Origin of the sequence: Alitabrizicola rongguiensis (assembly GCF_021491355.1) — a bacterium.
Lineage (GTDB): Bacteria > Pseudomonadota > Alphaproteobacteria > Rhodobacterales > Rhodobacteraceae > Aliitabrizicola > Aliitabrizicola rongguiensis.
The window spans coordinates 619,643-646,400 of the sequence record NZ_JAKENF010000001.1 but is presented as its reverse complement, the minus strand read 5'-3'; the positions used below and the strand labels follow the sequence as shown (position 1 = coordinate 646,400).

Genomic DNA, 26,758 nt, shown 5'->3' with positions numbered 1-26,758 from the left:
TGGAGGGTTCCCATGATCGAGAGACGCGACTTCTACATCAACGGCCAGTGGGTCGCCCCGGCCACGCCGCGCGACTGCGCCGTCATCGACCCGTCGAACGAAGAGGTCTGCGCGATCATCTCGCTCGGCGACAAGGCCGATACCGATGCCGCCGTCGCCGCCGCCAAGGCCGCCTTCCCGAAATGGGCCGCCACGCCTCCAGCGGAGCGCCGGGCGGCGGTCGTCCGCATCCTCGAGCAGTACGAGAAGCGGAAAGAGGAACTGGCCCGCGCGATCAGCATGGAAATGGGTTCACCCCTCGACCATGCCCGCAGCGAACAGGCTCCGTGCCTGCCCTGGCATCTGAAGAACTTCCTGACCGCCTTCGATCATATCGAATGGGTCCGCCCGCTGGGCCCCCACGCGCCGAACGACCGCATTGCGCTGGAGCCGATCGGTGTCGTCGGCCTGATCACACCGTGGAACTGGCCGATGAACCAGATCGCCCTCAAGGCGATCCCGGCGATTCTGGCCGGCTGCACCTGCGTGCTGAAGCCGTCCGAGGAAAGCCCGCTCAACGCGATGATCTTCGCCGAGTTCTGCCATGACGCGGGCCTGCCGCCGGGCGTGTTCAACCTGGTGAACGGCGACGGCATGGGGGTCGGCGCGCAGTTGTCGACCCATCCGGATGTCGAGATGATCTCCTTCACCGGATCGACCCGCGCCGGCCGCGCCATTTCCAAGGCCGCTGCCGAGACGCTGAAGCGCGTGACGCTGGAGCTTGGGGGCAAGGGCGCCAACCTGATCTTCGCCGATGCCGATGATCGGGCGGTGGAGCGCGGCGTGCGTCACATGATGGACAACTCGGGCCAGTCCTGCAACGCGCCGAGCCGCATGCTGGTCGAGCGCCCGATCTACGACCGCGCGGTGGAAATCGCGGCCAAGGTTGCGGGAGAGATCAAGGTCGGCTCCGCCCATGAGGAAGGCCCGCATATGGGACCGGTGGTGAACAAGCGCCAATGGGACCAGATCCAGGGCTACATCCAGAAGGGCATCGACGAGGGCGCGCGCCTGATCGCCGGCGGCCCCGGCCTGCCGGAAGGCTTCAACCGCGGCTTCTACGTGAAGCCCACGATCTTCGCCGACGTGAAGCCCGGCATGACGATCGAGAAGGAAGAGATCTTCGGCCCGGTCCTTTGCATGATCCCCTTCGAGACCGAGGCGGAAGCCGTGCAGATCGCCAATGACACGCCCTATGGCCTGACCAACTACGTGCAAAGCCAGGATGGCGCGCGTCGCAACCGCCTCGCGCTGCAACTGAAGTCGGGCATGGTGCAGATGAACGGCAAGAGCCGTGGCGCCGGGTCGCCCTTCGGTGGCGTGAAGGCCTCTGGCCGCGCCCGCGAAGGCGGCATCTGGGGGCTGGAGGAATTCCTCGAGGTCAAGGCGATCTCGGGCTGGGATTCCGCCATCGACATGGCCGCCGAATGAGGCTTGCCGTCCTGGCCGATGTTCATGGCAACCTTGATGCCCTGAACGCCGTTCTGGACGACCTTGCGCTGCAATCGCCTGACCTGACGGTCAACCTTGGCGATTGCTTCTCCGGGCCGCTGTGGCCCGGGGAAACCGCCGATCTGCTGATGCGGCTCGACTGGCCGACCGTTCGGGGCAATCACGACCGGTGGCTGGTCGGGCGCCCCGATCCCATTGGCCCTTGGGAGGCGGATTCGTTGCCGCATCTGACTCCCGCTCATCTCGACTGGCTGGGCACGCTTCCCGCGACGCGTCGGATTGACGATATCTTCCTGTGTCACGCGACTCCTCAGGACGACACAACGTATTGGTTGCATGATGTGCGACCGGACGGTTTGTTCGTCCCTAGCGAGCCGGCGCGCGTTGCCCGCTTGGCCGCTGACGTCGATGCTGGTCTGCTGCTGTGCGGGCATACCCACCTTGCATCAGTGGTCAGATTGCCCGACGGGCGCCTGGTCGTGAATCCGGGTTCGGTTGGCTGTCCGGGCTATGAGGATGATCACCCGGTCTACCACCGTGCCGAGGCCGGAACGCCTCATGCCTGCTATGCGATCATTGACGCTGTCGGGGATGGCTGGTCGGTAACCTTCCGGCGAGTTGCCTATGATCCCCTTCGTGCTGCCAAGCTTGCCGCATCGCGTGATCGCCCAGACTGGGCCAGCGTTCTTGAAACCGGCTGGCTGCCCAAACCCTGAGAGCCATCAGAAGAACCAGCGCGCGCCGATCAGAAGTCCGTCGGCATCCTGGTAGCTGTTGCCCAGCTGGTCGCTATAGGTGAACCGTCGCCAGCCCGCGTAAAGGTTCAGCGACAGCGAGTCGATGTCCTGTACGGCGTAGATGCCGTAGTTCTCGGTCTTTGCGCCTTCGGAGAGGAAATCGCTTCCGTTGTAGTAGTCGACTGACAGGTAGGTCGTCCCTGCCGCAATCGCGTCGGTCTGCCACCCGGCCCGCGCCCAGTAGTAGCTCGCTCCGTCGATCTGTTGTCCGACCGAGAGGGACAGGTTCAGTCCAGTCGGGACATGCACACCCGTGACCGATCCAGCGACGCGCCGAGTCAGGCCGCTATCCGGGTCGTCGATCCACTGGTATCCGGCCGCAGTCCTTACCTCGATATCGCCCAGGTCACCTGTCCAGCGGATGGCAACATCGTAGTAATCCGCATTGTCCGCGTCGGTGAGGATGTTGCGACCGTACGAGGTTGAAAGCATGACGCCGTTGAAGACCGGCGTGTCGTAGCGTGCGCGAAAGCGGCGGGTGCCGTTGAAGGCGTTGTTGACCTGGCCGATTGAGACATTCGTGAGGTTTCCATCCGCATCCCTGAACCGGAACGAGCCGAAACCGTCGGTCGAGTTCGTCGCGCCGGCGACGAAGGTGAAGCTGTCATCAAGACCGGCTGTGCCGTCCGAAGCCGTGCTGCCCTGACCGAAAGAGAATGTCCCGATGCGGGAATCCGCGGCCACCTCGAACCAGCGCAGCGCGGTCTTCTGCCAGTCGATCCAAGGTGGCTCGAATGTCTGCGAGACAAGGGCGCTGTTGCGAAGGCCAAGACCGGTCTCGAAGCGATAGCGCAGCGTCAACTCCTCGAACGGCTGGGTGTAGGTAAAGCCGATCCGGGTATTCCAGTTGCCGTTGTCGACAAGCCCGCTCGTGGTTTCGGTGCCGTCATCAAAGCTCTGATACGTCAGGTTGATCTGGCCATAGAAGGTGAAGACGTTTCCGCCGGGGCCGCCATAGGTCAGCTTCGGCGTAAAGACCTCGGATTCGATCGGAACTTCGGATTGGAGGTCGTCATAGTCGAAATCCGTAGCGGGCCTGCCCTGCGCAGCAGCGGCCGATGCACAAAGCGCGACAAGGCAACCAACCAGCGATCCGTTTCCCAGTCTGCCCATCGCCCCCCACTTTCTGCCAGCTGGCCAGAGAGGAAAGCCTCGCCACGCCCAAACAGTCGGCCTTCATACCGGAAGCGTGACCGCTTTGCTCTATCCGATCAAGCGCCGTTGCGCTGCATCGGGGTCTTCGACCGTCTTCTGTGGCACATGGCATGCGGACCATTTGCGACATGAGAACCCCTTTGCAGGTCGCATCGCGCGTCGTGATTTTCGTGATCTTGCGCTTAGCTTGGCACCTTCACGGAGCCCGCCATGACCAGCCAGCATGCACATGTCCTTTCCCCGATCACGCTTCGCGGCCACAGATTGCGCAACCGGATTGTCTTTGGCGCACATACCAACAACATGTCCGACATGGGGCTGCCCGGCCCCCGAACTGCAGCCTACTACCTAGAACGAGCGCTAGGCGGCGCGGGCATGATCGTTGCGGAACCCATGCCAGTACATCGCACAGGTGTGCTGACACGCGGCAACTTCCTGCACTCAACCGACGAGGTCATCCCGCATTTCCGCAAGGTGACCGAACCGGTGAAGGCCGAGGGAGCGGTGATCCTGCAGCAACTGTATCATGTTGGTGCGCATGGCGATTCCGACCTGTCCTTCGCGCCCCATTGGTCGCCGTCGGGTGGGCCGTCTTACCACGACAGCGACGGCTCCCACGCCATGACCGAGGCCGAGCTCGAGGAATTGCTCCAGGCGCATGTCGCTGCTGCCGTGCGCTGCCAGAAGGGGGGCTTCCAGGGGGTCGAAGTTTGGGCGGCCTACCATTCGCTGCTCGACCAGTTCTGGTCGCCCTGGTCGAACCGGCGGGCGGACAAATGGGGTGGCAGTCTTGAGAACCGCACGCGTTTCTCTCGCACCCTGATTGACCGGATCCGTGCGGCGTGCGGCCCGGACTTCATCATCGGTCTCGCGATCTCGTGGTCCGACGCCTATCCCGGGATACTGCCAAGTATCGACGATCTCTGCGAGATCATCGCGCTGCACGATGAAACGGGTGACGTGGACTATGTTACCGTCGGCCATGGCGGCTATCTCGACTTCGAGCGGCTGATGCCAACCTTCCTGTTCGCTGAGAAGCTCACCACCCCGGTCACCGAGCGTCTGAAGCAGGTCGTGAAACACGCCAGGATCACTTCAGAGGCGCATGTGCGTACGCCCGAGAATGCGGAGACGATCATCGCCTCTGGGCAGGCCGATATGGTCTCGATCGTGCGCGGCCAGATCGCCGACCCGCATCTTGCCCGCAAGACCGCCGAGGGTCGGGCCGAGGATGTCCGCGGCTGCATTTCCTGCAACCAGATGTGCTGGGGCCGCCGCAGCCGCGACTACTGGATCTCCTGCCTCATCAACCCGTCGGTCGGGCGGGAATGGGAATGGGGTGGCGACCGCTTTGCGCCAGTAGCTGAAAAAAAACATGTCCTGGTCGTCGGCGCCGGACCAGCTGGGTTGGAGGCCGCCCGCGCTGCCGCCGAGCGCGGCCACCAGGTCGAAATCGTCGAGGCCGCGTCGAAGGTGGGCGGCCAGTTCCGTCTGGCCGGGATGCAGCCCCGCCGTGCCCAGATCCTCGACCTGCTCGACTGGTACGAGCGGCAGTTCGACAGGCTCGGTGTGAGTCTTCGCCTCAACACCTTCCTCGACACCGACGAGATTGCCGCCCATCCCGCCGACACTGTCATCCTCGCCACGGGCTCGTTGCCCGACGAGACGGGGTTCCAGCGCTGGCTGCCGATCGAACCCCGACTTCCCGGCCTCGACGCGCGGGTCTGGTCTCCGGAAGCGGTGATGCGGCGCGAGGCGCGGCTTGGCGACGCGGTCGTGCTCTATGACGAGGGGGGCAACTGGCGTGGGGTCGGCACGGCATGGGCCATGGCCGAACAGGGCATTAAAGTGACCATCGTCACGCCCGACCCCTATGTCGGCAAGGAGATCACCCGCACGTCGGCGGACGGCCCTGCCCGGCAGCGGCTTGCCCGGCTTGGTGCGGAATTCCTGACGGAGACGCGCCTCCTGCGCTGGCACGGCAACGGTGTGACGGTGCAAAGCCTTCTGACCGGGGAAGAGCGGACGATCCCGGCCGCTGCGCTGGTGATGGCGACCACGAATGTTGCATTCGACCCGTTCCCCGAGCGGTTCCAAGGCAAGGCGACGATCCGGATCGGCGACTGCTCCGCGCCGCGTCTTGCCGCCTATGCCTTCCACGAGGGACGAAAGGCGGCGCTGGCGCTCTAGAACGGAGTGGGGGCGGTGAAGGTAACCGTCTTGCGGGTCTCCGGATGGCGGAATCGCAGGCTCTCGGCATGAAGCATGAGACGGGGATAGTTGCGCGCGGCCCCCTCGGCATATAGCGGGTCGCCGAGTATCGGATGCCCGGTCTCGGCCATATGGACGCGCAGTTGGTGGCTTCGTCCGGTGAGAGGGGTCAGTCTGGCTCGCGTTTCTTGCCCATCCGAACCCAGAACCTTCCAGTCGGTCTGGGCCGGGCGCCCGGTTTCGTGGTTCACATGCTGCCGAGGCCGGTTCGGCCAATCCACAATCAGTGGAAGATCGACGCGGCCTTCTGCAGGCTCCAGCCTGCCCCAGAGCCGGGCGATGTAAGTCTTGCGGACCTGCCGCGTCTCAAACTGCTGGCCCAGATCAGCCTGAGACCTTCGCGTCAGCGCGAAGACCATGACGCCCGAGGTGTCGAGGTCCAGCCGGTGAACAAGCAGGACTTCGGGGAAGACGCCGCGTAGCCGGGCGATCAGGCAGTCGGCCCGATCCTCGCCTCGGCCAGGTACCGAAAGCAACCCTGCCGGTTTGTCAACGACCACGATTTCACTGTCGTGATGCAACACGCGCAGCGGCAGATCAGGAGGATCATAGCGGAACTCGGTCATGCTGCCGCTTACCGCAGCCAGTTGCGCCGTCAAGCCCGATGGCACAGCTGTGAGTTCGTCAGTTGTCTATTTTCATTTTGGAAACAATAGGAAATGACGAACCGAAGCAGTCGGGAATTCTGCAATGCAGCGGCGAGGCAGGGCCTCGATAGCCCCTCAGCTCGTCGGGAGGGATCGCGAGAGAATCGGCGGGAAAGTGATTTGCTGAATCCTTGATCGATATTTCATCGCGAAGAGTCGGAAAGGTGGCAATCCGCCGCCGCGGCGCGAGCCAAATGCGCCAGACCGAGCAAAAAATCGCGGGGATTTGTGCTGCATTGCAGAAAGCATTCGCTTCAAATGCCCCAGATGGGCTAAACTCTCAGGTAAGGTTAACAGTGTGTTTCCAGCCAGGGATGGGGGCGTCGGGCTGGAGCGCAGTTGCAGAATGATCGTGCGAGAATGAGCGCAACTACGATGAAGACCGGAAGCCAGCCCCCCGCTCAGGCTGTTCTGATAACTCGATTGTCCCGGAGTTACCTACAATGACCCTGAGCTACCCGGAATTTCCCACCAGGACCTCTATACCGGTATCTCCGTCCGCTGGCGGCTCTGCCGCCTTGCCGTCGCGCCGCGAGCATGGCGCCTACAAACGGGTGTACAAGCGTGTCCTCGATGTCTCTGCCGTGCTGCTGACATCGCCGCTCTGGGTCCCTTTGGTGCTGCTACTGGCTCTGCTCATCGCCCGCGATGGCGGATCGCCGTTCTACACGCAGGACCGCGTCGGTCTGAACCGCAAGACGTTTCGCATCTGGAAATTGCGCAGCATGGTCGTTGATGCCGATGCTCGGCTGGAGGCCTATCTGGCCCGCCATCCGGAGGCGCGGACTGAATGGGACGAAACACAGAAGCTGAAGAACGATCCCCGGATCACGCGTTTGGGCCGCCTTCTGCGCAAGTGCTCTCTCGATGAGTTGCCGCAGCTGTGGAACGTGCTGATCGGCGACATGAGCCTTGTCGGCCCGCGGCCGATGATGACCTCGCAAATGGCGCTTTATCCGGGTCAGGCCTATTTCTCGCTGCGCCCCGGTGTGACCGGCTACTGGCAGATTTCGGCGCGCAACGACTCGTCCTTTGCCGCCCGGGCGGTGTTCGACGAAGATTACGAACGCGACTTGTCTCTTGCGACCGATCTCAAGGTTCTGGCCGGTACGGTCCGGGTCGTTCTGCACTGCACAGGTCACTGATCGGGCCGTCTCAGGCGGCCCCTCGTTCTTCTCAGGCTGCGACCGGCCGGCGGATATTCGCGGCGGCTTCCCGGACAAGGGGTTTCAGGCCTTCGCCGCCTGCGTCGAGCACCTCGAACAGTTGGCGGCGCATGCGCGGTTCCCAGAAAGCATTGATGTGACTGGCAACCCCCTCGACGCCTTCGTCGTAAGGCTTGCTTTCGAAGAAGGTTGCGATCTGGTTGGCCATGTAGACCAGCTTGTCATGCGACATTGGTAGCCTCGTCGGGAAAGATGCGGTCCGGTCTGCTGAAGACCTCGAAGTGATCGGCGCGAGCCAAGGCGATCAGGGTGATGCCGGCGGCGTTCGCTTGCTCGACGGCGGTGGCCGTTGGGGCGGAAACGGCGATCAGCACCGGAGAACCGATCGCGGCCGCCTTCTGCACCATGTCGATCGACACGCGCGAAGTGATGATGAGTGCTCCTTGGTTACGTTCGACACCCCCTCGGATCAGAGATCCGGCCAGTTTGTCGAGAGCATTGTGCCGGCCGACATCCTCTCGGAGTGCCTGGATTCCATTTGCCGGGGTCCAGAAGGCAGCCGCATGGGCGGCACGGGTGGCATCATGCAGGGGCTGGTGCTGTGGAAGGCTCGCGATGGCCGACCACACCTGAGACGCATGCAGGGCGAAATCGGTCGCTTCGATCGGTTGCGCCCGGCGTACGGCCTCAGACAGGCTGTCGATCCCGCAGAGGCCGCATCCAACAGGCCCGGCCATGGTCCGCCGGCGCTGTGCCAAGCGCTCGCCTGCCTCGCCCTTCAGCCAGATCTGCAGGTCGATGCCCAGATCCGTCTCGACTGCCTCGACGCTTTCAATCTCGTCCGGGCGGGCGATCCCCTCGGTCAGGGTAAAGCCGTAGGCGAAGTCGATCAGGTCGGCGGGGGTGGACATCATCACCGCCTGGGTCGACCCGTTGTAGCTGAGCGCGACCGCTACCTCCTCCGGCAGCACCCTGGCCCCGGTCTCGACATGCGAGCCGGTGACGCGGGTCCGGGGCAGGGGGCGGTGCGTCCGCATCACTCGGCCGCGGGCAGGATGCGGCGGGACAGGTCCGCCATCTGGCTGTACTCTTCCTGCCATTCCGACGGGCCGTTTGACGGGCTGACCTGCACCGCCGTCACCTTGTATTCCGGGCAGTTGGTGGCCCAGTCCGAATAATCGGTCGTGATGACGTTGGCCTGCGTGTCGGGATGGTGGAAGGTCGTGTAGACCACGCCGGGCGAGACGCGGTCGGTGATCCTGGCGCGCAGAGTCGTGTCGCCCGAGCGGCTGGCAAGCCGCACCCACTGGCCTTCGTTCACACCGCGAACCTCGGCGTCGTGGGGGTGGATCTCGAGCACATCCTCGTCATGCCAGACGACGTTCGCCGTCCGCCGGGTCTGCGCGCCGACATTGTACTGCGACAGGATGCGGCCGGTGGTCAGCAGAAGCGGGAAGCGCGGGCCGGTCTTTTCATCGGTCGCGACATATTCCGTGCGGATGAACTTGCCCTTGCCGCGGACGAAGCCGTTCACATGCATCAAGGGCGTACCTTCCGGTGCGCTTTCGTTGCAGGGCCACTGGATCGAACCCATGGTCTCGAGCTTTTCGTAGGTCACGCCGGCAAAGCTCGGCGTGGTCAGCGCGATCTCGTCCATGATCTGGCTCGGATGGGTATAGCCCCAGCCCGCGCCCATGGCATTGGCGAGCATCTGGGTGATCTCCCAGTCGGCATAGCCGTTCTTCGGCGCCATCACCTTGCGGACGCGGTTGATGCGGCGCTCGGCATTGGTGAACGTTCCGTCCTTTTCGAGGAAGGTCGACCCCGGTAGGAAGACATGGGCGTAGTTCGCGGTCTCGTTCAGGAACAGGTCATGGACGATCACGCAGTCCATCGCCGCGAGGCCAGCCGCGACATGCTTGGTGTCGGGGTCGGATTGCAGGATGTCCTCGCCCTGGCAGTACAGGCCCTTGAAGGTGCCTTCCACCGCGGCATCCAGCATGTTGGGGATGCGCAGGCCCGGCTCGTTGTCGATCTCGACGCCCCAGATCTTCTGGAACACCTCGCGCACGTCGTCGCGGCTGACATGGCGATAGCCCGGCAGCTCATGCGGGAATGATCCCATGTCGCAGGAGCCCTGAACGTTGTTCTGGCCGCGCAGCGGGTTCACGCCCACACCCGGCCGGCCGATATTGCCGGTCAGCATGGCGAGGTTCGCAATCGCCATGACCGTGGTCGAGCCCTGGCTGTGCTCGGTCACGCCGAGGCCGTAATAGATCGAGCCGTTGCCGCCGGTGGCGAACAGGCGCGCGGCCTTGCGCAGTTCCTCGGCCGGAACGCCGGTCAGCATCTCGGTGGCTTCGGGCGAATGGCGCGGGTCGCTCACGAATTCCGCGTAGTCCTGGAACTCGTCCCATTCGCAGCGCTCGCGGATGAAGGCCTCGTCACACAGGCCTTCGGTCACGATCACATGGGCCAGCGCGGTCACCACGGCCACGTTGGTGCCGGGCTTCAGCGCGAGGTGATGCGCGGCCTTGATATGGGCCGACTTCACAAGATCGGTCCGGCGCGGATCGACGACGATCAACTGCGCGCCCTGACGCAGCCGCTTCTTCAGCCGGCTGGCGAAGACCGGGTGGCCGTCGGTCGGGTTGGCGCCGATCACGATCACCACGTCTGTCTCTTCGACCGAGTCGAAATCCTGCGTTCCGGCCGAGGTGCCGAAGGCCTGGCCCAGGCCATAGCCGGTGGGCGAATGGCAGACGCGGGCGCAGGTGTCGGTGTTGTTGTTGCGGAAGACCGCGCGGGCCAGTTTCTGCACGAGGTAGGTTTCCTCGTTGGTGCAGCGCGACGAGGTGATGACGCCGATCGACTGGCGGCCGTACTGCTCCTGAATGCCGCGCAGGCGGTTGGCGGCAAAGGTCAGCGCCTCGGTCCAGCTGACCTCGCGCCACGGCTCGTTGATCGTGTCGCGGATCATCGGCTTCAGGATGCGGTCGCGGTGCGTGGCATAGCCATAGGCGAAGCGGCCCTTGACGCAGCTATGGCCACGGTTGGCCTTGCCGTGCTTGTAGGGGACCATGCGGACAAGTTCATCGCCGCGCATCTCGGCCTTGAAGGAACAGCCGACGCCGCAATAGGCGCAGGTGGTGATGACCGAGCGGTCGGGCGTGCCGATATCGATCACCGACTTTTCCTGCAGCGTCGCGGTCGGGCAGGCCTGCACACAGGCCCCGCAGGATACGCAGTCGGAGGTCAGGAAGCTGTCGCCCTTCATCCCCGCCGACACACGGCTGTCCCAGCCCCGGCCCTGGATCGTCAGCGCGAAGGTGCCCTGCACCTCTTCGCAGGCCCGCACGCAACGCGAGCAGACAATGCATTTCGACGGATCATAGGTGAAGTAGGGGTTGCTGTCGTCCTTGGGCAGCCATTGCGGATTGGCCTCGCCACTGGTGTTCTTCGCCTTGAAATGCGTCTCGACCGCCTCGTAGCGCACGTCGCGCAGGCCGACCGCCCCCGCCATGTCCTGCAATTCGCAATCGCCATTGGCCGAGCAGGTCAGGCAATCCAGCGGGTGGTCCGAGATGTAAAGCTCCATAACGCCCCGGCGCAGCTGCTTGAGCTTGCCGGTCTGGGTATGCACCTTCAGGCCCGGCGCGACCGGCGTGGTGCAGGAGGCGGGCGTGCCAGCCCGACCCTCGATCTCGACAAGGCACAGGCGGCAGGAGCCGAAGGCATCAACGGAGTCTGTGGCGCAAAGCTTCGGGACTGAAATCCCGGCCTCGGCGGCGGCGCGCATGATCGAGGTGCCTTCCGGCACGGTCACGTCAAAGCCGTCGATGGTCAGGGTGACCATCTGTTTCGATTTCGCGGCGGGTGTGCCGAAATCGCGGTCGGGGATGATGAAGTCTTTCATGTCTCGCGTCCTCACTCGCGCCCGAAGGGCGTGGCTTCCCCAGTCATTTCTTGCCGTCCTCGGCCAGCGTATGGGCGACCAGCGCGTTGGCATGGCCGTGCCCGAGGCCGTGGTGTTCCTTGAGCCAGTTCACCAGCTCCATGTGCTTCAGCCCGGCCTGTTCGCGGATCAGGGCCTTCCAGTGCGCTATCGGCTGACCGTAGGTCTTTTCGATCGACGGAAAGTAGCTGGACGGTCCCTTGACCTTCTCCCCGGTCATTCCGCGGCTTCCTTCAGTGGCGCGAAATCATCGGGGAAATGGGTCAGCGCCGACATCACCGGATAAGGCGTGAAGCCGCCAAGTGCGCAAAGTGAACCCGCCTTCATCGTCTCGCAAAGGTCGGTCAGCAGCGGTACCGCCGCGGCGTCGCCGCGCGCGATGCGGTCCACCGTCTCGACCCCGCGTACCGCGCCGATCCGGCAGGGAGTGCACTTGCCGCAGCTTTCGATGGCGCAGAATTCCAGGGCGAAGCGGGCCTGTTTCAGCATGTCGGCGGTGTCGTCGAAGACGACGATCCCGGCATGGCCGATCAACCCGTTCTTCGCGGCATAATCCTCGTAGCCGAACGGTGTGTCGAACATCGACACCGGGAAATAGGCACCAAGCGGGCCGCCGACCTGCACCGCCTTCACCGGGCGTCCGGAAGCCGTGCCGCCACCGATCTTCTCGACGATCTCGCTCAGGGTCAGGCCAAAGGCCGCCTCGAACAGCCCACCATGCTTCACGTTCCCGGCGATCTGTAGCGGCATGGTCCCGCGCGACCGGCCGATCCCGAAATCACGGTAGAAGCCGGCACCTTTCGAAAGGACCACCGGCACGGTCGCCAGCGAAATGACGTTGTTCACGACCGTAGGCTTGCCGAACAGGCCCTGCAGCGCCGGCAGAGGCGGTTTGGCGCGGACCACGCCGCGCTTGCCTTCGAGCGAGTTCAGTAGCGAGGTTTCCTCGCCGCAGACATAGGCCCCCGCGCCGACCCGGACCTCGAGGTCGAAGGCGCGACCCGAGCCGAGAACCGAGACGCCCAGCAGTCCGGCCCCGTGCGCCAGACCGATCGCGGCCTGCATCACCTCGATGGCATCGGGATATTCCGAGCGGATATAGACATAACCCTTCGTCGCCCCGACCGCGATGCCGGCAATGGTCATCCCCTCGATCAGACAGAAGGGATCGCCTTCCATCAGCATACGGTCGGCAAAGGTGCCGCTGTCGCCTTCATCGGCGTTGCAGACGATGTATTTGCGGTCGGCCTTGGCCTCGGCCACCGTCTTCCACTTGATGCCCGTCGGGAAGCCGGCTCCGCCCCGGCCGCGCAGCCCGGATTCTGTCACCTCTGCGACGATCTCGCCCGAGGACATGCCAAGCGCCCGGCGTAGCCCTGCCAAGCCGCCCTGTGCATCGTAATCCGCCAGCGAAAGCGGGTCGATCAACCCGACCCGCGCAAAGGTCAGGCGGGTCTGAGCCTTCATCCAGGGCAAGTCTTCCGTCAGGCCAAGCGCCTTCGGGTGGTCATGCAGTTCCGCGTCGAACAGTGCCGACACGTCCTTGGCCGTCATCGGGCCGAAGGCATATCGCCCCGTCGCCGTCTCAATCTCGACGAGCGGCTCCAGCCAGATCATCCCGCGCGAGCCGTTGCGCACCACCTGAACGTCGCAGCCGCGACGGGCCACCTCTGCCTGAACGGCGGCAGCGACGGCGTCGGCACCAAGGGCCCTGGCGGCAGCATCGCGGGGAACGTAGATCTTCATGCCTGCACCTCCGCGATCAGCGCATCGACCTGCTCCTCGTCCACACGGCCGACGAGCCTTCCATCCAGCATCGCCGCAGGGGCACAGGCACAAAGGCCGAGGCAGAAGACCGGCTCCAAAGTCACGGCGCCGTCCTTGGTCGTCTCATGCCATTCGATCCCGAGGCGGCGCTGCGCATGGGCCGCCACCCTGTCGGCACCCATCGACTGGCAGGCTTCCGCCCGGCACAGCTTCAGCACATGGTTTCCAGCCGGGTTCTCGCGGAAGTCGTGATAGAAGCTCATGACCCCGTGCACTTCGGCACGGCCAAGGTTCAGGTTCGCGGCGATCAGCGGAAGGGCGTCCTGCGGCACGTAGCCAAAGCTCTCCTGCACGGCATGGAGAATCGGCAGGAGAGGCCCTTCCACCCCCTGATGCGCGGCAAGGATATCCTCGACGCGCGCGGCGATTTCCGCGCTGGCTGAAGTCATGGCTGGCCCTCCGGTTGGCTGCCAAGATTTTGCGCCGTCACGATAGGGGTTTCAATGGGGAAATCCCGTCAGTCGATAGACATCGTCTATCGACGCACTCCAAACCGTTCGGCTTCCATCAGAAGCGCCGTCAGCACTGGCGTCACCGTGTCGCGCCGAGCGGTCACCAGGCCGACGACATGCTCGGCCTCCGGCTCGACGATAGGGATGGCCCGCAGCCGGTCCCCGCCGGTGAACATCTGCGCGAGCTTCGTCGGCACGACCGAGGCCCACCGGCCCGTCAGGACATGCCCGATCAGCGCGATGGTGGAGTTGGACTCGATCTGCGGTGTCACCATCGCCCCGGTATCGGCAAGGTGCTGGTTCACGATCCGGCGGTTCTGCATGTCCGAAGTCAGAAGGCACAGCGGCAGCTCTGCCACCTCTGCCCAGGTTACGTGGGCGCGATTGGCCAGCGGCATGCCCGGCGCGCAAAGGAGCCGGTAGAATTCGGTGTAAAGAGGTACCTGCGCCACGCGCCCGAGCGGCTCGTTGTCGAGATAGGTGATGCCGGCATCAAGCTCCAGCCGCTCGATCCCCGACAGGATCTCGGCCGAAGTGCGCGAATAGACCGCCACGCGCACGTTCGGATGGCGCGCCGTGAACGGGCCGGTCAGGTCCGCCACCATCGGCAGGGCAGTCGGGATGACCCCCAGTCGAAGCGTGCCCGAGAGGCCGCTTCTCACCGCCTTCATCTCGGACTTGAGCGCGCGCATGTCGCCCACGATCCCGCGGGCCCGCTCCAGTACTCTTTCGCCTTCCGGGGTCAGTCCCTGGAACCGCGAGCCACGAAAGACCAGTTGCACGCCCAACTGGTCTTCCAGTTGGCGGATTGCCGAAGAAAGCGTCGGCTGCGTCACCCCGCAGACTTCGGCCGCCCGGCCGAAGTGCCGTTCGTTCGCCAGCGCGATGAACATTTCCAGCTTGTCGATCATGCGCAGGTGATCGCAGCAAATCGCGTGTCCGGCAACCTTGGCGGAGGTTGACGCTTGTTGCAGGCGCCCGCCTGCCCTAAGTCCGTTTCATGTGGTCCATCATCCCGTTCCGAAGCCGCCACCCTGTTGTCCCGGTCATCCGCCTCCAAGGCGTCATCGCCTCGGGTCGTGGTGGCGCACTCAGCGATGCCGGCATTGCGCCAGTTATCGAAAAGGCCTTTGCCCGCGGCAAGCCGCGTGCCGTGGCGCTTGTCATCAATTCCCCGGGCGGATCGCCAGTGCAGTCCTCGCTGATTGCGGCGCGTATCCGCCGTCTTGCAGCCGAGAAGGGGGTAGAGGTCCATGCCTTTGTCGAGGATGTCGCGGCCTCGGGCGGATATTGGTTGGCTTGTGCCGGAGATCACATCTGGGTGGATGACAGTTCGATCGTCGGCTCGATCGGGGTGATCTTCGCCAGCTTCGGTTTCCCGGAGTTAATGGCCAGACAGGGGATCGAGCGCCGCGTCGTGACGTCCGGCCGCTCGAAGAGCCTTGCCGACCCATTCCTGCCCGAAAAGCCCGAGGATATCGCGCGTCTCAAGGCGTTGCAGGAGCCGATCCATCAGGCCTTCATCGCTCATGTGAAAGCCCGTAGGGCCGGGCGACTGGACGAGCGCGCGGATCTCTTCAATGCCGACATCTGGGTGGGCAATGGGGCCGTCACGGTTGGCCTCGCCGACGGTCTGGGCCATCTTGTCCCGAAGATGAAGGAGATCTACGGCGAAAAGGTGCGGCTCGTGCCCTACGGACCCCGCCGGTCGCTTCTGCGCCGGTTCGGCATGCAGTTGGCGGGCGAAGCCATGGGCGCGCTCGAAGACCGGGCGCTCTGGTCCCGATACGGGCTTTGATCCGATGCTGGCCAAGGTCGCGCTCCTGTTTCTGGCTGGAATGGTCCTGATCGCGCTGGTCAGCCGAGCCCTGTTTCCGGTTCGTGGGCGGAAGTCCCGGTTGACCGGACCCGCGACCTGCCCACGCTGCGGGGCCTATCTGATCGGCAAAGGCCCCTGTGCCTGCAAAAAGGGAAAGGCATGACAGAGCCCCCGAAGCACGCCCTGGTGACCGGCGGCGCGCGCCGACTTGGCAGGGAAATGGCCCTATATCTGGCGCGCCGGGGTTATGACGTGGCGGTGCACTATGCGTCCTCGGAAGCGGAGGCCCTTGCCACGGTGGATGAGATCCGGGCGATGGGCCGGGCTGCGGTTGCCCTGCACGCCGATTTGCTGAACGAAGCCGAGACGCAGACCCTTTTGCCGCAGGCGGATGCTGCCTTGGGCGGCCCTTTGACCGTTCTCGTCAACAATGCCTCAGTGTTCGAATATGACAACATACGGACCGCCAGCCGCGAAAGCTGGGACCGCCACATCGAATCGAACCTGCGCGCGCCTTTCGTCCTGACCCAAGCCTTTGGGGCCCAGGCCCCCGCGCCGCTGACCGATGCCCGAGGTGAACCGCAAGCGCAGGCGCTGATCGTCAACATGCTCGACCAGCGCGTCAACAAACTCACGCCAGAGTTCATGTCCTACACGATTGCCAAGATGGGCTTGTGGGCGCTGACCCGGACGTCTGCTCAGGCGCTGGCACCCGCCGTGCGCGTCAACGGAATCGGACCCGGCCCGACGATGCAGGGCGCCCGCCAAAGCGCCGAGCATTTCGCCAGACAGCGGTCAGCCACTGTCCTGGAGCGCGGATCGAACCCGGAAGAGATATCTGCCGCACTTGGGTTCTTCCTTGATGCACCGGGCGTCACAGGCCAGATCATCTGCGTTGACGGCGGTCAGCACCTAGGTTGGAAGACGCCCGATATCCTTGGGCTGGAGTAGGCACGAAAGGTGCATTCAGGCCTCCTTCCGCGACACACTGTCCCAAGTTTTCCACTTTCGAACCTAAAGGGCTGCGTCTGTCGCATTTCTTTCATGTTTTTCAGGGATTTGCCCCATCTCACAAAATATTCCTTTTTAAAACATAAGCTTATAAAGTCGCCTATTTTTTGTGCAAATTCACGAACTCGTCAGAAAACAAGGAAAATTCCGAAATCCCGGAATGTTTTGCGCAGAGTTATCCACAGAAACGGTGGACTTCTTCCCCCTTGCCCCCGCCCGCGGTTCGTTGCAGCGAAAGAGGGGAATCGATGAACCGTGTTTGGACCATTTCACATGAACGATGGTGACATCGAAAAGGCACCCCACAGGACCGGCTACGAGGTCATTCAGGGGTATCTGAAGACGCTCGACGGCTCGCCCGGGGTCTATCGGATGCTCAACGCCCAGGCCGAGGTTCTGTATGTCGGCAAGGCACGCAACCTCAAGGCGCGGGTGTCGAACTATGCCCGCCCGTCCGGCCATTCGGGGCGTATCTCGCGGATGATCTCCGAGACCGCGTCGATGATGTTCCTGACGACGCGGACCGAAACCGAGGCGCTGCTGCTGGAGCAGAACCTCATCAAGCAGCTCAAGCCGCGCTACAACGTGCTGCTGCGCGACGACAAGAGCTTTCCCAATATCCTGATCTCGCACGAGCACCCCTTTCCCCAGATCAAGAAGCATCGCGGCAAGAAGGCCGAGAAGGGCCGCTACTTCGGTCCGTTCGCCAGCGCCGGCGCTGTGAACCGGACGCTGAACCAGCTGCAGAAGGTGTTCCTGCTGCGCAATTGCTCGGATGCGATGTTTGCCAGCCGTACCCGGCCGTGCCTGCTGTTCCAGATCAAGCGCTGCTCAGCCCCTTGCGTGGGCAAGATCGATGAGGCGGGATACGACGCGTTGGTGGCCGATGCCGAGGCCTTCCTCGAGGGCAGGACGACCAAGGTCCAGGCCGACCTTGCCGCGCAAATGTCGGCAGCATCGGAGGCAATGGAGTTCGAACGCGCCGCGGCGCTCCGCGACCGGATCAAGGCGCTGACGCAGGTGCAGTCGACGCAGGGGATCAACCCGCAGGGGGTGACGGAAGCCGACGTGATCGCTGTCCACCTCGAAAGCGGGCAGGCCTGCGTCCAGGTATTCTTCATCCGCGCCAACCAGAGCTGGGGCAACCGTGATTTCTACCCCCGCACGGGCGCCGGCGCCGAAGAGCCCGAGATCCTCGAAGCCTTCCTTAGCCAGTTCTACGACGACAAGGATCCACCGCGCCTGATCCTGCTGTCGCATCCGGTCGAGAACCCCGACCTCGTGACCCAACTCTTGTCCGACCGCGCGGGCCGCAAGGTGGAACTGGCCGTACCGCAGAGGGGCGAGAAGGCGGAACTGGTCGAGAACGCCGCCCGCAACGCCCGCGAGAGCCTGGCCCGCAAGATGGCCGAGAGCGCCACGCAAAACAAACTCCTCGCCGGGCTGGCCGAGGCCTTCGACCTCGACGACGCCCCGAAGCGCATCGAGGTCTACGACAACTCCCACATCCAGGGCACCAATGCCGTCGGCGGCATGATCGTCGCCGGGGCGGACGGGTTCCTGAAGTCGCAGTATCGCAAGTTCAACATCCGCGGCGAGGCAGGCGCGAACAGCGACGATTTCGGCATGATGAAGGAGGTACTGACCCGCCGCTTCGAGCGCCTACTCAAGGAAGACCCCGAACGCAAGTCGGATGCCTGGCCCGACCTTCTGCTGATCGACGGCGGGGCAGGGCAGGTCAGCGCCGTGGCCGAGATCATGGTGGAACTCGGCGTCGATGACATCGCGATGGTCGGCGTCGCCAAGGGGATCGACCGCGATGCTGGGAAAGAGGAGTTCCACCGTCCGGGCGAACCGCCCTTCGCGCTGCCCATGAACTCGCCCGTCCTCTACTTCATCCAGCGCCTGCGCGACGAGGCGCACCGTTGGGCGATCGGTGCGCACCGCGCGAAGCGGGCCAAGACCGTCAGCGCCACGCCGCTCGACGATATTCCGGGCGTCGGCGCCACCCGCAAGCGCGCGCTGCTGGCGCATTTCGGCAGCGCCAAGGCCGTAGCCCGTGCCGGCGTCGAGGACCTCATGGCGGTTGACGGGATCAGCGCCGCGATGGCCCAGACGATCCACGATTTCTTCCACGAGCGCGGATAGACGGCCCCGGGTCCCGGTTCGGGCTCCAGGCATCTTTGCGCGCGCCACTTTTCAATACCACGGCCGCGTGGCATGAGGGATGCGCCTGTCGCCCCCGGGGTTTCATGACGCGGTTGTCCTCCTCTCAGTTCGGCCTTTTGCTTCTGCTGTTCGGCTCCATGGTGGATTCGACCTCGGGACTGTTCACCCGTCTGCTTGGCACCGACGGTTTCACCACAGCATCGGGTCGCGGTTTCATGGCCTTTGCCTTCCTGGCACTCCTGCTGGTCCTACGGGACGGGCCGGGTGGGCTGCGCCGGCTGGTGACGCTCGGAGTCTGGGGCGTGGCCTTTGTCCTGCTCAACGCCGTGGGCATGGTCATGAACATCCTTTCACTCGCCAACACATCGGTCGCGAACTTCTTCATGATCTTCGCGACGGCACCCTTCGTCGCGGCCCTCGCCGCGCGCGTCGTCCTTGGAGAGAAGCTCGATCTGGCGACGCTTCTGGCGGCGCTGGCGGGCTTTGCCGGTATCGCCATCATGATGGCGTCGGGCGCCAGCGCGGGGGGCCTCATCGGCGACATTCTGGCGGTCGGGTGCCTGTTCTGCTACTCGGCAATCGTCCTCGTGATCCGCAAGAACCCGAAGATGGACATCCTGCCGGTCGTGGCGATTACCGTGCTGACAAGTGGTCTGCTCGCCTTGCCTTTCGCCAGCTTTTCCACGGCGTCCGGGCGCGATTGGCTCCTGCTCGCCCTGTTCGGGGCGATCCAGCTCGGCGGTGGCAACCTCCTCATCTTTTCGGCTGTTCGGCGGATCCCTGCGGCGCAGGCGGGGCTACTTGGCATTCTGAACGCCGGGTTCGCTCCGGCCTGGGTCCTCCTCTTCCTGGGCGAGGTGCCGCCGACCCCGACCTTGATCGGCGGCGCGATCATCCTGACCGCGGCAGTCGCGCATCTGATCTGGACCCTGACCCGCCCGCAAGCGGTTGCGACCGGGCCATGATGTCCACGCCCGAAAGGGCACCAGACGCTTTCCCTTTTCCACAGCCCAATTATTGGGCTATCCCATTGTGATGATCTGGACGATCCCGAATACGCTGACGATCCTCCGCCTGCTCGCTGCACCCGGCGTAGCGATCATGTTCCTGTATTTTCACCGCCCGTGGGCCGACTGGTTCGCGCTGACCCTCTTCATAGGGGCGGCCATAACCGACTGGTTCGATGGCTACCTCGCCCGACTCTGGAAGCAGGAGTCACGCTTCGGCGCAATGCTCGATCCGATCGCCGACAAGGCGATGGTCGTGATCGCGATCATGGTCATCACTGGCTACTCCGGCATGAACCCCTGGCTGATCCTCCCCGCCACGGTGATCCTGTTCCGCGAGGTTTTCGTTTCAGGTCTGCGCGAGTATCTTGGCGGCAAGGGACCGATCCTCAAGGTCACGCAACTCGCGAAATGGAAGACGACGGCGCAGATGGTGGCCATCGCGGTCCTGTTCCTCGGCACCGGGCTTGAGCATCAGGAAGGCATCATGCGGCAGGGCCTGACAGTTCAGGAGTATTCCGATCTCGTCAGCCAGGGCCTTGCCGATCCAATCCGGTCTTGCGGCGCGCGGGGCTGCTCGTCCTATGCCACACTTGTCGGCCTGGTCTTGATCTGGATCGCCGCAGCCCTCACCTTCGTCACCGGATGGGAATATTTCCGCAAGTCGCTCCCCTACCTCCGGGACGGACAATGATCGACATTCTCTACTTCGCCTGGGTACGCGAGCGCATCGGCCTTCCGCGCGAACGGATCGACACTCAGGCAGCGACCGTGAACGACCTGGTTGCCGAGCTTTCTGCCCGGGAAGAGCGCTATGCTGTCGCTTTCGCCGACCGTGCGGCGCTGCGTGTGGCGCTCGACCAGGAACTGTCGGAGTTCTCGGCGCCTCTGGACGGCGTGCGCGAGGTGGCGTTCTTCCCGCCGATGACCGGGGGCTAGGCCACATGTCTGTTCGCATCCAGGCCGAACCCTTCGACCTTGGCGCGGAGGCGAATGCCTTTGCCGCCGCCCAGGCCGGCGCCGGGGCGATCGTCACATTCACTGGTCTCGTGCGCGATATCGCGGGCGGGCTTCAGGCGATGGAAATCGAGCACTATCCCGGCATGACCCAGAAGGCGATCTCCGCCATGGTCGATCAGGCTGTCTTGCGCTGGCACCTGACCGGTGTGCTGGTGATCCATCGCCACGGCCGTCTTGCGATGTCCGAACCGATCATGATGGTCGCGACTGCCGCCTCACACCGGGCCGAGGCCTTTGCCGCCGCCGAGTTCCTGATGGATTACCTCAAATCCCGCGCGCCCTTCTGGAAGAAGGAGATCACCGCGACCAGCAGCGGTTGGGTGGCCTCGAAAGACACCGACGAACAAGCGCTCAGCCGCTGGTGACAGTCCGCTTGTGGCGGCTGACCCAGGCCTCTTGCAGGTCCCCCTCAATCGGCTGAGCCAGATAGATCGCGCGCGCAATGGCCCGTGACAGACAGCTGGCCGCAACATGGCCCAGCAGGAAGGGATCGGCGACAGGATCTGGCAGGGTTTTGCGCCCCGTCGCCGCAGCGAAGATCAGGTCGCCGTCGAATGGCGTGTGCGAGGGTACCAGGGCACGCGCCATCCCGTCATGGGCGGCCGTGGCCATGCGCTTGGCCTGAGCCTGCGTGAGGATGGCGTCAGTCGCGACGATGGCGATCGTCGTGGCCTCGCCCAGTCGCTTGCGCGGCACGGGTTCATCCAGCGGAATTGCCGTGGGCGGCGCGCCGAAGCCTCCGAATTCGCCGTCGATCTCCCAATGGGCCGCCCAGAAGTGGTGGCTGTCGCCGACCGTTGGACTGCCAAGTGCGTTCACGGCCACAAGTGCCCCGACGGCCAGCCCGTTCGACAGCACCGCCGAGGCCGAGCCCAGCCCGCCTTTGTAGCTGCCGGTGGTGGCTCCATACCCGGCCCCGACAGAGCCAAGGCCAAAGTCCTTGCCTGCTGCTGCCAAGGCGTCGCGACCCAGCCGCTTGTAGGGGTTCTCGGTCCAGCTCTTGTCTCCGCCATTGATAAGGTCGAACAGGATTGCCCCGGGAACGATGGGCACCCTTGCATCGCCGACAACGAAGCCCCGCCCCATCTCGCGCAGGCCGTCCACTGCACCCGAGGCGGCATCAAGACCAAAGGTCGAGCCTCCGGACAGAACCAGCGCATCGACCTCCTGAACCAGCTTGTCGGGGGCCAGAAGATCGGTCTCCCGTGTTCCCGGCGCCCCGCCCATCACGCAGACTGCCGCCGTGAAGGGCTTGTCGCCCAGAAGGACAGTCGAGCCAGTCCTGACTTTCGTGTCCTCGGCGTTGCCGACCGTCAGGCCTTCGACATCGGTGATGAGGTTTCTTGGTCCCGGCTTCATCGCGGCCCGCTCCAATGACTTCAGACAATCTCGCGGGGCTTTCCCCCGAGGGCATACCCTGACGGAACCAGCGGGCAAGGCAAGTGTGCTTCCCACCGCCGGCCCGCCATGCCACACAGGGCGCCGCGAACAATGGAGGATTTCATGGACAAGGTTGCGATCATCACTGCTGGGGGCAGCGGCATCGGCGCGGCAGCGGCGCGCAGGCTGGCGGCCGACGGATACAAGGTTGCGATCCTGTCGTCGTCAGGGAAGGGCGAGGCGCTGGCGGAAGCGCTGGGCGGTCTTGGCGTGACCGGCTCCAACCAGTCTCAGACCGACATCGACCGGATCGTGCAAGCCACGCTCGACCGGTGGGGCCGTATCGACGCGCTGGTGAACTCGGCCGGGCATGGCCCACGGGCACCCATTGCCGAAATCACCGACGAGCAATGGCTGCAGGGATACGAGGTCTATTTCCTCTCTGCCATCCGTCCGATCCGCGCCGTGACTCCGACGATGCGCGCCCAGAAATCCGGCGCCATCGTCAATATCTCGTCCTACAACGCCTTCGAGCCCGAGGCGGGCTTTCCGACCTCCGCCGTCGCAAGGTCCGGCCTTGCCGCATTCGTGAAGGTCTATGCCGACACATTCGCGCCCGAGGGCATCCGGATCAACAATGTACTGCCAGGCTTCACCGACAGCTTCCCCGAGAAAGAGGAAATCCGCGCCCGCATCCCGATGGGCCGCTATGCGACTACTGCCGAAATCGCGGCGGCGGTCAGCTTTTTCGTCTCGCCCGAAGCGAGCTACATCACAGGCCAGAACCTGAAGGTCGACGGCGGTCTCGCCCGCTCGGTCTGAATTTCCAGCGGTTTAACCGAACCGTCATCGAACTGTCGCCTCTACGTCATGTCCCGCCCCCATCTGGGCGGGACAATTCAACTGACTGGGGGATAGTCCATGACCGTCAAGCTTGCCGGCCTGACCTCGCTTCTGGCTCTGGGCGCGGCGCTGCCCGCTCTGGCCGAGACGAACTTCAACCGCATAGCGAGTTTTGCAACGCCGCTGAACATGGCGCCGGGCGAAGATGCATCGCGCGAGACCAGCGCCGAGATCATCTCGGTCTCCCCCGATGGCAAGACGCTGGTCTATACCGACAGCCCCCTCGGCGTCATCGGGCTGATCGACATCACTGACCCGGCCAAGTCGAAACCCCTTGGCAACATCGACATGGGCGGCGAGCCGACCACTGCACACATCATCGGCGGCACGGCTTTTGCGGCGGTCAATACGTCGGAAAGCAAGGCCAATCCCTCGGGCAAGCTCGTGACCGTCGACCTGGCCACCCGCAAGGCCGTGGCTGAATGCGACCTTGGCGGTCAGCCCGATTCCGTGGCCGCCGCGCCTGATGGCAGCTTCCTGGCCATTGCCATCGAGAACGAGCGGGACGAGGATCTGAATGAAGGTGCCCTGCCGCAGATGCCGGCAGGCTATCTGGTGAAGCTGCCGGTCAAGGATGGCGCCGCCGATTGCGCAGCCCTGCAGAAGATCGAACTGACAGGCCTTGCCGCGATCGCGCCGGAAGACCCCGAGCCCGAATTCGTCGACATCAACGCAAAGGGCGAGATCGCCCTGACGCTGCAGGAGAACAACCACATCGTCGTGGTCGGCAGCGACGGCAAGATCCTGCATCATTTCTCCGCCGGGTCTGTCGATCTCGACGGCATCGACAGCAAGAAGAACGGCAAGCTCGACTTCACCTCGAAGCGTGACGGCGCCCTGCGCGAGCCCGATGGCGTGAAATGGATCGACGAAGACCATGTCGCGATTGCCAACGAAGGCGATTACGAGGGCGGATCGCGCGGCTGGACGATCCTGACCAGGGACGTCTCGGTTGTCTGGGACTCCGGCGCGTCGCTGGAACGCGCCATCGCCGCGATGGGGCATTATCCCGAGCATCGTTCGAAGTCGAAAGGTGTCGAGATCGAGTCGGTCGAAATCGCGACCTTCGACGGCGTGCCGATGGCCTTCCTCGCGTCGGAGCGTGGGTCGGTTATCGCCGTCTATGACATCTCGGACCTCAAGAACCCGGTGCTGAAGCAGATCCTGCCTTCGGGGATCAGCCCGGAAGGTCTGGTCGCGATCCCGGAACGTGGCCTTCTGGTCACTGCCAACGAAGTCGACCTGCGCGAAGATGGTGGCGCCTCGGCGCATGTCATGCTCTACCAGCTTCAGGACGGTCCCGCGTCCTATCCGACGCTGACCTCGGCCGGCAGCGACCCGCTGATCGGCTGGGGCGCGCTTTCGGGCCTGACCTCCGATCCGGCGATACCCGGCATCCTCTACGCCGTGTCGGACTCGGTCTATTCGGCGGCGCCCACGATCTACACCATCGATGTCACCGCCAAGCCGGCGCGGATCACGGCAGCGACGCTGGTCACGCGCGGCGGCGACGCGGCACAGAAGCTTGATCTGGAAGGGATCGCCGCCGATGGCGAAGGTGGCTTCTGGCTGGTGTCGGAAGGGCGCAGCGACAAGCTGGTGCCCCATGCCCTCTACCATGTTGATGCCGAAGGAGAGATCGATACCGAGGTTGCGCTGCCGGCGGAACTGCTTGCGGGTGAAACGCGCTATGGTTTCGAAGGCATCACTCTGATCGATGGCAAGCTCTGGATGGCGGTCCAACGCGAATGGGGCGATGACCCGGAAGGTCAGGTAAAGCTGATCTCCTACGATCCGGCGAACGAATCCTGGGGCGCCGTCCGCTATCCGCTCGACAAGGCCCCCGAAGGCGGCTGGATGGGCCTGTCCGAGATCGTGCGCCATGGTGACTACGTCTACTTCGTCGAGCGCGACAACCAGGTAGCCGAGAAGGCGGCGGTCAAGCAGATCACCCGCGTTCCCGTTAGTCAGATGGTCCCCGTCGAACTGGGCAAGGATCTGCCGGTCGTCACCAAGGAGAAGGTGCGCGACCTGCTGCCCGACCTCGCGGCGCAGAACGGCTACATCGTCGACAAGGTCGAGGGCATGACCTTCGATGCCGAGGGCAATGCCTGGCTCGTGACCGACAATGATGGAGTCGATGACAGCTCGGGCGAGACGCTGTTCTGGACGGTCGGCAAGATCGATTGACCGCAGCCGCAACGTTTCTGCCACAGATCAGCCCCCGGAACGCGGTTTCCGGGGGCTTTTCTTAGGTGGCGGGCACGAAACACTTGACCTTCCACGCCACCATGCCAGAAGTCTCGGCCCGCCCTTCCACGAATCCTGAGACGGTCCATCAAGTGCCGCTGATCCTTCGCCGCTTCCTTATTCTTGCTGTTCTTGCCGTCTTGTCCGCCTGCGCGCCGAATGGTCCGCCGGTCACGATGCAGGCCGTCAATCCCATGTATGATGGCTTCCAGGATGGTGAATACTTCATCCCGGCCGTCCCCAAGGAATACCTGATCACCCACAATATCCGGACGGAGGTTGACTACTTCGGGCCGGAAGCCCCGGGGACCATCGTGGTCGACGTCTATTCGCGTCGGCTCTACTACGTGCTCGATGGTGGCCGTGCGGTGCGTTACGGCATCGCCGTTGGGCGCGAAGGCCTGTCTTTCAAGGGCAGCGGCACGATCCAGCGCAAGGCGGAGTGGCCGTCATGGCAGCCGACCCGCAACATGGTTCGCACCCGTCCCGACCTGTACGCCCCCTATGCCGCCGGTCTGCCCGGTGGGCTGGACAACCCGCTCGGGGCGCGGGCGCTCTATCTCTATCGCGGCGGCCGCGACACGATGTTCCGTATCCACGGCACGATCGACCCGGCGTCGATCGGGCGGGCGACCTCGGCAGGTTGTATCCGCTTGTTCAACCAGGACATCATCGATCTCTACAACCGCGTTGATATCGGCACGCCCGTGCATGTTCGCACGCTGGACGAGTCGCGCGCTCTGGAAGGCATCTGGATCGACGACGAGTTCGGTCGGATCGTGCAGGTCCCGGAAGGCATGTCCGAGCAAGAGGCTCTGGCCCATGTCGCCGAACGCAGGTCGAAACTCGAGCTGGGGGTCAATGCCCGGATGACCGAGGCTAACAACCCGCCTCCGTCGAGCCCGACGAACGGTTGAAACGCAAAAGGCCCGGGTCAGTCCCGGGCCTTTGTCTTTGTAGCCTCAAGTGCGGATCACGTAATCCTTGAGCGTGGTCTCGACGACCTCCCAAACTCCCTTGAAGCCGGGGCGGATCACATAGCTGTCGCCCGCCCGAAGTGTCACCGGTGGATGGCCGTCCTCGTGCAGGATCGAGACCCCCTCAAGGATGTGGACGTATTCCCACTCCTCGTAGGTCACCCGCCAGGCGCCGGGAGTCGATTGCCACAGGCCGCAGTACAGACCATCCCGATCTTCGAGGTTCCAGGTGCTATGGACAGGGTCGCCCTTGACGACCTTCGCGGCGTCGGGCCGGGCCGTCTCGGACGGAATGGTGTTGCGGTCCAGGCGGACGAGCGTTTCGGACATGGGAGGCTCCTTGTTCTGGCGCCCCTCTCTATCTCGGCTCATCGCCGCAGGGAACAGCGTACCGCGCCCGGCGCAGGGACAGGGCCGAATGGAGCCATGCGCAATCGGCATAGCCTTCGCATTCGCAGCAC

The 26,758-nt window shown here is 64.1% G+C and carries 25 protein-coding genes; 14 read left to right on the top strand and 11 right to left on the bottom strand.

What is annotated here, in order from left to right; translation table 11 throughout:
• Positions 1-12: 12 nt before the first annotated feature.
• Complete coding sequence (locus L0V05_RS03230) at positions 13-1,470, top strand: aldehyde dehydrogenase family protein (RefSeq protein WP_234868442.1); 1,458 nt, start codon at positions 13-15, stop codon at positions 1,468-1,470.
• Positions 1,467-2,207, top strand: coding sequence for a metallophosphoesterase family protein (locus L0V05_RS03225; RefSeq protein ID WP_234868440.1), 741 nt, complete (start codon positions 1,467-1,469; stop codon positions 2,205-2,207). Before L0V05_RS03230 ends, L0V05_RS03225 begins: the two co-directional genes overlap by 4 nt.
• A gap of 6 nt (positions 2,208-2,213) precedes the next feature.
• On the opposite strand, the gene L0V05_RS03220 is transcribed toward L0V05_RS03225, so the two are convergent.
• Entirely contained in the window at positions 2,214-3,401 is a 1,188-nt protein-coding gene (locus L0V05_RS03220; RefSeq protein WP_234868438.1) for a porin, read from the bottom strand.
• Between the two features lie 252 nt (positions 3,402-3,653).
• Here L0V05_RS03220 and L0V05_RS03215 point away from each other — a divergent pair, with 252 nt between their 5' ends.
• Positions 3,654-5,633: an oxidoreductase gene (locus L0V05_RS03215; RefSeq protein ID WP_234868436.1), complete on the top strand. Its 1,980-nt coding sequence runs from the start codon at positions 3,654-3,656 to the stop codon at positions 5,631-5,633.
• On the opposite strand, the gene L0V05_RS03210 is transcribed toward L0V05_RS03215, so the two are convergent.
• Complete coding sequence (locus L0V05_RS03210; protein ID WP_234869188.1) at positions 5,630-6,280, bottom strand: pseudouridine synthase; 651 nt, start codon at positions 6,278-6,280, stop codon at positions 5,630-5,632. The two genes, L0V05_RS03215 and L0V05_RS03210, sit on opposite strands and share 4 nt — an antisense overlap.
• Before the next feature lie 524 nt (positions 6,281-6,804).
• Between L0V05_RS03210 and L0V05_RS03205 the strand changes: the two genes are divergently transcribed.
• The gene (locus tag L0V05_RS03205) at positions 6,805-7,506 is read left to right on the top strand and encodes a sugar transferase (RefSeq protein WP_234868434.1); all 702 of its coding nucleotides are present in this window, start codon (positions 6,805-6,807) and stop codon (positions 7,504-7,506) included.
• Between the two features lie 31 nt (positions 7,507-7,537).
• On the opposite strand, the gene L0V05_RS03200 is transcribed toward L0V05_RS03205, so the two are convergent.
• The 7 genes from L0V05_RS03200 to L0V05_RS03170 form a co-directional block, all read right to left on the bottom strand.
• Entirely contained in the window at positions 7,538-7,759 is a 222-nt protein-coding gene (locus tag L0V05_RS03200) for a formate dehydrogenase subunit delta (RefSeq protein ID WP_234868432.1), read from the bottom strand.
• Entirely contained in the window at positions 7,749-8,567 is an 819-nt protein-coding gene (fdhD, locus tag L0V05_RS03195) for a formate dehydrogenase accessory sulfurtransferase FdhD (RefSeq protein WP_406565947.1), read from the bottom strand. The genes L0V05_RS03200 and fdhD overlap by 11 nt, the downstream gene beginning before the upstream one ends.
• On the bottom strand, positions 8,564-11,443 hold the full coding sequence (gene fdhF / locus L0V05_RS03190; RefSeq protein ID WP_234868428.1) for a formate dehydrogenase subunit alpha: 2,880 nt from the start codon (positions 11,441-11,443) through the stop codon (positions 8,564-8,566). Before fdhF ends, fdhD begins: the two co-directional genes overlap by 4 nt.
• 43 nt (positions 11,444-11,486) lie before the next feature.
• On the bottom strand, positions 11,487-11,702 hold the full coding sequence (locus L0V05_RS03185; RefSeq protein WP_234868426.1) for a DUF4287 domain-containing protein: 216 nt from the start codon (positions 11,700-11,702) through the stop codon (positions 11,487-11,489).
• Positions 11,699-13,228 (bottom strand): NADH-ubiquinone oxidoreductase-F iron-sulfur binding region domain-containing protein, encoded by a 1,530-nt coding sequence (locus tag L0V05_RS03180; protein ID WP_234868424.1) that lies wholly within the window; start codon positions 13,226-13,228, stop codon positions 11,699-11,701. The genes L0V05_RS03185 and L0V05_RS03180 overlap by 4 nt, the downstream gene beginning before the upstream one ends.
• Positions 13,225-13,698 carry a formate dehydrogenase subunit gamma gene (locus L0V05_RS03175; RefSeq protein WP_234868422.1) on the bottom strand — a complete coding sequence of 158 codons (474 nt, stop codon included), beginning with the start codon at positions 13,696-13,698 and terminating at the stop codon, positions 13,225-13,227. The genes L0V05_RS03180 and L0V05_RS03175 overlap by 4 nt, the downstream gene beginning before the upstream one ends.
• Before the next feature lie 86 nt (positions 13,699-13,784).
• Positions 13,785-14,672, bottom strand: a complete 888-nt coding sequence (locus L0V05_RS03170) for a LysR family transcriptional regulator (protein ID WP_234868420.1) — start codon at positions 14,670-14,672, stop codon at positions 13,785-13,787.
• An 89-nt stretch (positions 14,673-14,761) separates the two neighbouring features.
• Here L0V05_RS03170 and L0V05_RS03165 point away from each other — a divergent pair, with 89 nt between their 5' ends.
• The 7 genes from L0V05_RS03165 (at position 14,762) to L0V05_RS03135 (ending at position 21,152) form a co-directional block, all read left to right on the top strand.
• Positions 14,762-15,559, top strand: a complete 798-nt coding sequence (locus L0V05_RS03165; RefSeq protein WP_234868418.1) for a S49 family peptidase — start codon at positions 14,762-14,764, stop codon at positions 15,557-15,559.
• 180 nt (positions 15,560-15,739) lie between these two features.
• Positions 15,740-16,531, top strand: coding sequence for an SDR family oxidoreductase (locus tag L0V05_RS03160; RefSeq protein ID WP_234868416.1), 792 nt, complete (start codon positions 15,740-15,742; stop codon positions 16,529-16,531).
• Positions 16,532-16,864: 333 nt separating this feature from the next.
• The gene (uvrC, locus tag L0V05_RS03155; RefSeq protein WP_234868414.1) at positions 16,865-18,739 is read left to right on the top strand and encodes an excinuclease ABC subunit UvrC; all 1,875 of its coding nucleotides are present in this window, start codon (positions 16,865-16,867) and stop codon (positions 18,737-18,739) included.
• A gap of 104 nt (positions 18,740-18,843) precedes the next feature.
• Complete coding sequence (locus L0V05_RS03150) at positions 18,844-19,725, top strand: DMT family transporter (protein WP_234868412.1); 882 nt, start codon at positions 18,844-18,846, stop codon at positions 19,723-19,725.
• 70 nt (positions 19,726-19,795) lie between these two features.
• Positions 19,796-20,461, top strand: coding sequence for a CDP-diacylglycerol--glycerol-3-phosphate 3-phosphatidyltransferase (gene pgsA / locus L0V05_RS03145; RefSeq protein ID WP_234868410.1), 666 nt, complete (start codon positions 19,796-19,798; stop codon positions 20,459-20,461).
• Positions 20,458-20,706 (top strand): molybdopterin converting factor subunit 1, encoded by a 249-nt coding sequence (gene moaD / locus L0V05_RS03140; protein ID WP_234868408.1) that lies wholly within the window; start codon positions 20,458-20,460, stop codon positions 20,704-20,706. The genes pgsA and moaD overlap by 4 nt, the downstream gene beginning before the upstream one ends.
• Positions 20,707-20,711: 5 nt before the next feature.
• Positions 20,712-21,152 (top strand): molybdenum cofactor biosynthesis protein MoaE, encoded by a 441-nt coding sequence (locus tag L0V05_RS03135; protein ID WP_234868406.1) that lies wholly within the window; start codon positions 20,712-20,714, stop codon positions 21,150-21,152.
• Here L0V05_RS03135 and L0V05_RS03130 read toward each other — a convergent pair.
• Entirely contained in the window at positions 21,139-22,146 is a 1,008-nt protein-coding gene (locus L0V05_RS03130; protein ID WP_234868404.1) for a P1 family peptidase, read from the bottom strand. The genes L0V05_RS03135 and L0V05_RS03130 overlap by 14 nt on opposite strands.
• A 144-nt stretch (positions 22,147-22,290) precedes the next feature.
• Here L0V05_RS03130 and L0V05_RS03125 point away from each other — a divergent pair, with 144 nt between their 5' ends.
• From L0V05_RS03125 to L0V05_RS03115, 3 genes are all read left to right on the top strand, one after another.
• Positions 22,291-22,989, top strand: a complete 699-nt coding sequence (locus L0V05_RS03125) for an SDR family oxidoreductase (protein ID WP_234868402.1) — start codon at positions 22,291-22,293, stop codon at positions 22,987-22,989.
• A gap of 99 nt (positions 22,990-23,088) precedes the next feature.
• Positions 23,089-25,260, top strand: a complete 2,172-nt coding sequence (locus L0V05_RS03120; protein WP_234868400.1) for an esterase-like activity of phytase family protein — start codon at positions 23,089-23,091, stop codon at positions 25,258-25,260.
• Between the two features lie 161 nt (positions 25,261-25,421).
• Entirely contained in the window at positions 25,422-26,237 is an 816-nt protein-coding gene (locus tag L0V05_RS03115) for a L,D-transpeptidase (RefSeq protein ID WP_234869187.1), read from the top strand.
• Between the two features lie 45 nt (positions 26,238-26,282).
• Here L0V05_RS03115 and L0V05_RS03110 read toward each other — a convergent pair whose 3' ends face one another.
• Positions 26,283-26,627 carry a cupin domain-containing protein gene (locus tag L0V05_RS03110; RefSeq protein WP_234868398.1) on the bottom strand — a complete coding sequence of 115 codons (345 nt, stop codon included), beginning with the start codon at positions 26,625-26,627 and terminating at the stop codon, positions 26,283-26,285.
• Between the last annotated feature and the right edge of the window lie 131 nt (positions 26,628-26,758).

Bases quoted from the DNA above. Each gene is read 5' to 3' on its own strand.
- L0V05_RS03230 (WP_234868442.1), top strand. From the start codon at position 13: ATGATCGAGAGACGCGACTTCTACATCAACGGCCAGTGGGTCGCCCCG.
- L0V05_RS03225 (WP_234868440.1), top strand. From the start codon at position 1,467: ATGAGGCTTGCCGTCCTGGCCGATGTTCATGGCAACCTTGATGCCCTG.
- L0V05_RS03220 (WP_234868438.1), bottom strand. From the start codon at position 3,401: ATGGGCAGACTGGGAAACGGATCGCTGGTTGGTTGCCTTGTCGCGCTT.
- L0V05_RS03215 (WP_234868436.1), top strand. From the start codon at position 3,654: ATGACCAGCCAGCATGCACATGTCCTTTCCCCGATCACGCTTCGCGGC.
- L0V05_RS03210 (WP_234869188.1), bottom strand. From the start codon at position 6,280: ATGACCGAGTTCCGCTATGATCCTCCTGATCTGCCGCTGCGCGTGTTG.
- L0V05_RS03205 (WP_234868434.1), top strand. From the start codon at position 6,805: ATGACCCTGAGCTACCCGGAATTTCCCACCAGGACCTCTATACCGGTA.
- L0V05_RS03200 (WP_234868432.1), bottom strand. From the start codon at position 7,759: ATGTCGCATGACAAGCTGGTCTACATGGCCAACCAGATCGCAACCTTC.
- fdhF (WP_234868428.1), bottom strand. From the start codon at position 11,443: ATGAAAGACTTCATCATCCCCGACCGCGATTTCGGCACACCCGCCGCG.
- L0V05_RS03185 (WP_234868426.1), bottom strand. From the start codon at position 11,702: ATGACCGGGGAGAAGGTCAAGGGACCGTCCAGCTACTTTCCGTCGATC.
- L0V05_RS03180 (WP_234868424.1), bottom strand. From the start codon at position 13,228: ATGAAGATCTACGTTCCCCGCGATGCTGCCGCCAGGGCCCTTGGTGCC.
- L0V05_RS03175 (WP_234868422.1), bottom strand. From the start codon at position 13,698: ATGACTTCAGCCAGCGCGGAAATCGCCGCGCGCGTCGAGGATATCCTT.
- L0V05_RS03170 (WP_234868420.1), bottom strand. From the start codon at position 14,672: ATGATCGACAAGCTGGAAATGTTCATCGCGCTGGCGAACGAACGGCAC.
- L0V05_RS03165 (WP_234868418.1), top strand. From the start codon at position 14,762: ATGTGGTCCATCATCCCGTTCCGAAGCCGCCACCCTGTTGTCCCGGTC.
- L0V05_RS03160 (WP_234868416.1), top strand. From the start codon at position 15,740: ATGACAGAGCCCCCGAAGCACGCCCTGGTGACCGGCGGCGCGCGCCGA.
- uvrC (WP_234868414.1), top strand. From the start codon at position 16,865: ATGAACGATGGTGACATCGAAAAGGCACCCCACAGGACCGGCTACGAG.
- L0V05_RS03150 (WP_234868412.1), top strand. From the start codon at position 18,844: ATGACGCGGTTGTCCTCCTCTCAGTTCGGCCTTTTGCTTCTGCTGTTC.
- pgsA (WP_234868410.1), top strand. From the start codon at position 19,796: ATGATCTGGACGATCCCGAATACGCTGACGATCCTCCGCCTGCTCGCT.
- moaD (WP_234868408.1), top strand. From the start codon at position 20,458: ATGATCGACATTCTCTACTTCGCCTGGGTACGCGAGCGCATCGGCCTT.
- L0V05_RS03135 (WP_234868406.1), top strand. From the start codon at position 20,712: ATGTCTGTTCGCATCCAGGCCGAACCCTTCGACCTTGGCGCGGAGGCG.
- L0V05_RS03130 (WP_234868404.1), bottom strand. From the start codon at position 22,146: ATGAAGCCGGGACCAAGAAACCTCATCACCGATGTCGAAGGCCTGACG.
- L0V05_RS03125 (WP_234868402.1), top strand. From the start codon at position 22,291: ATGGACAAGGTTGCGATCATCACTGCTGGGGGCAGCGGCATCGGCGCG.
- L0V05_RS03120 (WP_234868400.1), top strand. From the start codon at position 23,089: ATGACCGTCAAGCTTGCCGGCCTGACCTCGCTTCTGGCTCTGGGCGCG.
- L0V05_RS03110 (WP_234868398.1), bottom strand. From the start codon at position 26,627: ATGTCCGAAACGCTCGTCCGCCTGGACCGCAACACCATTCCGTCCGAG.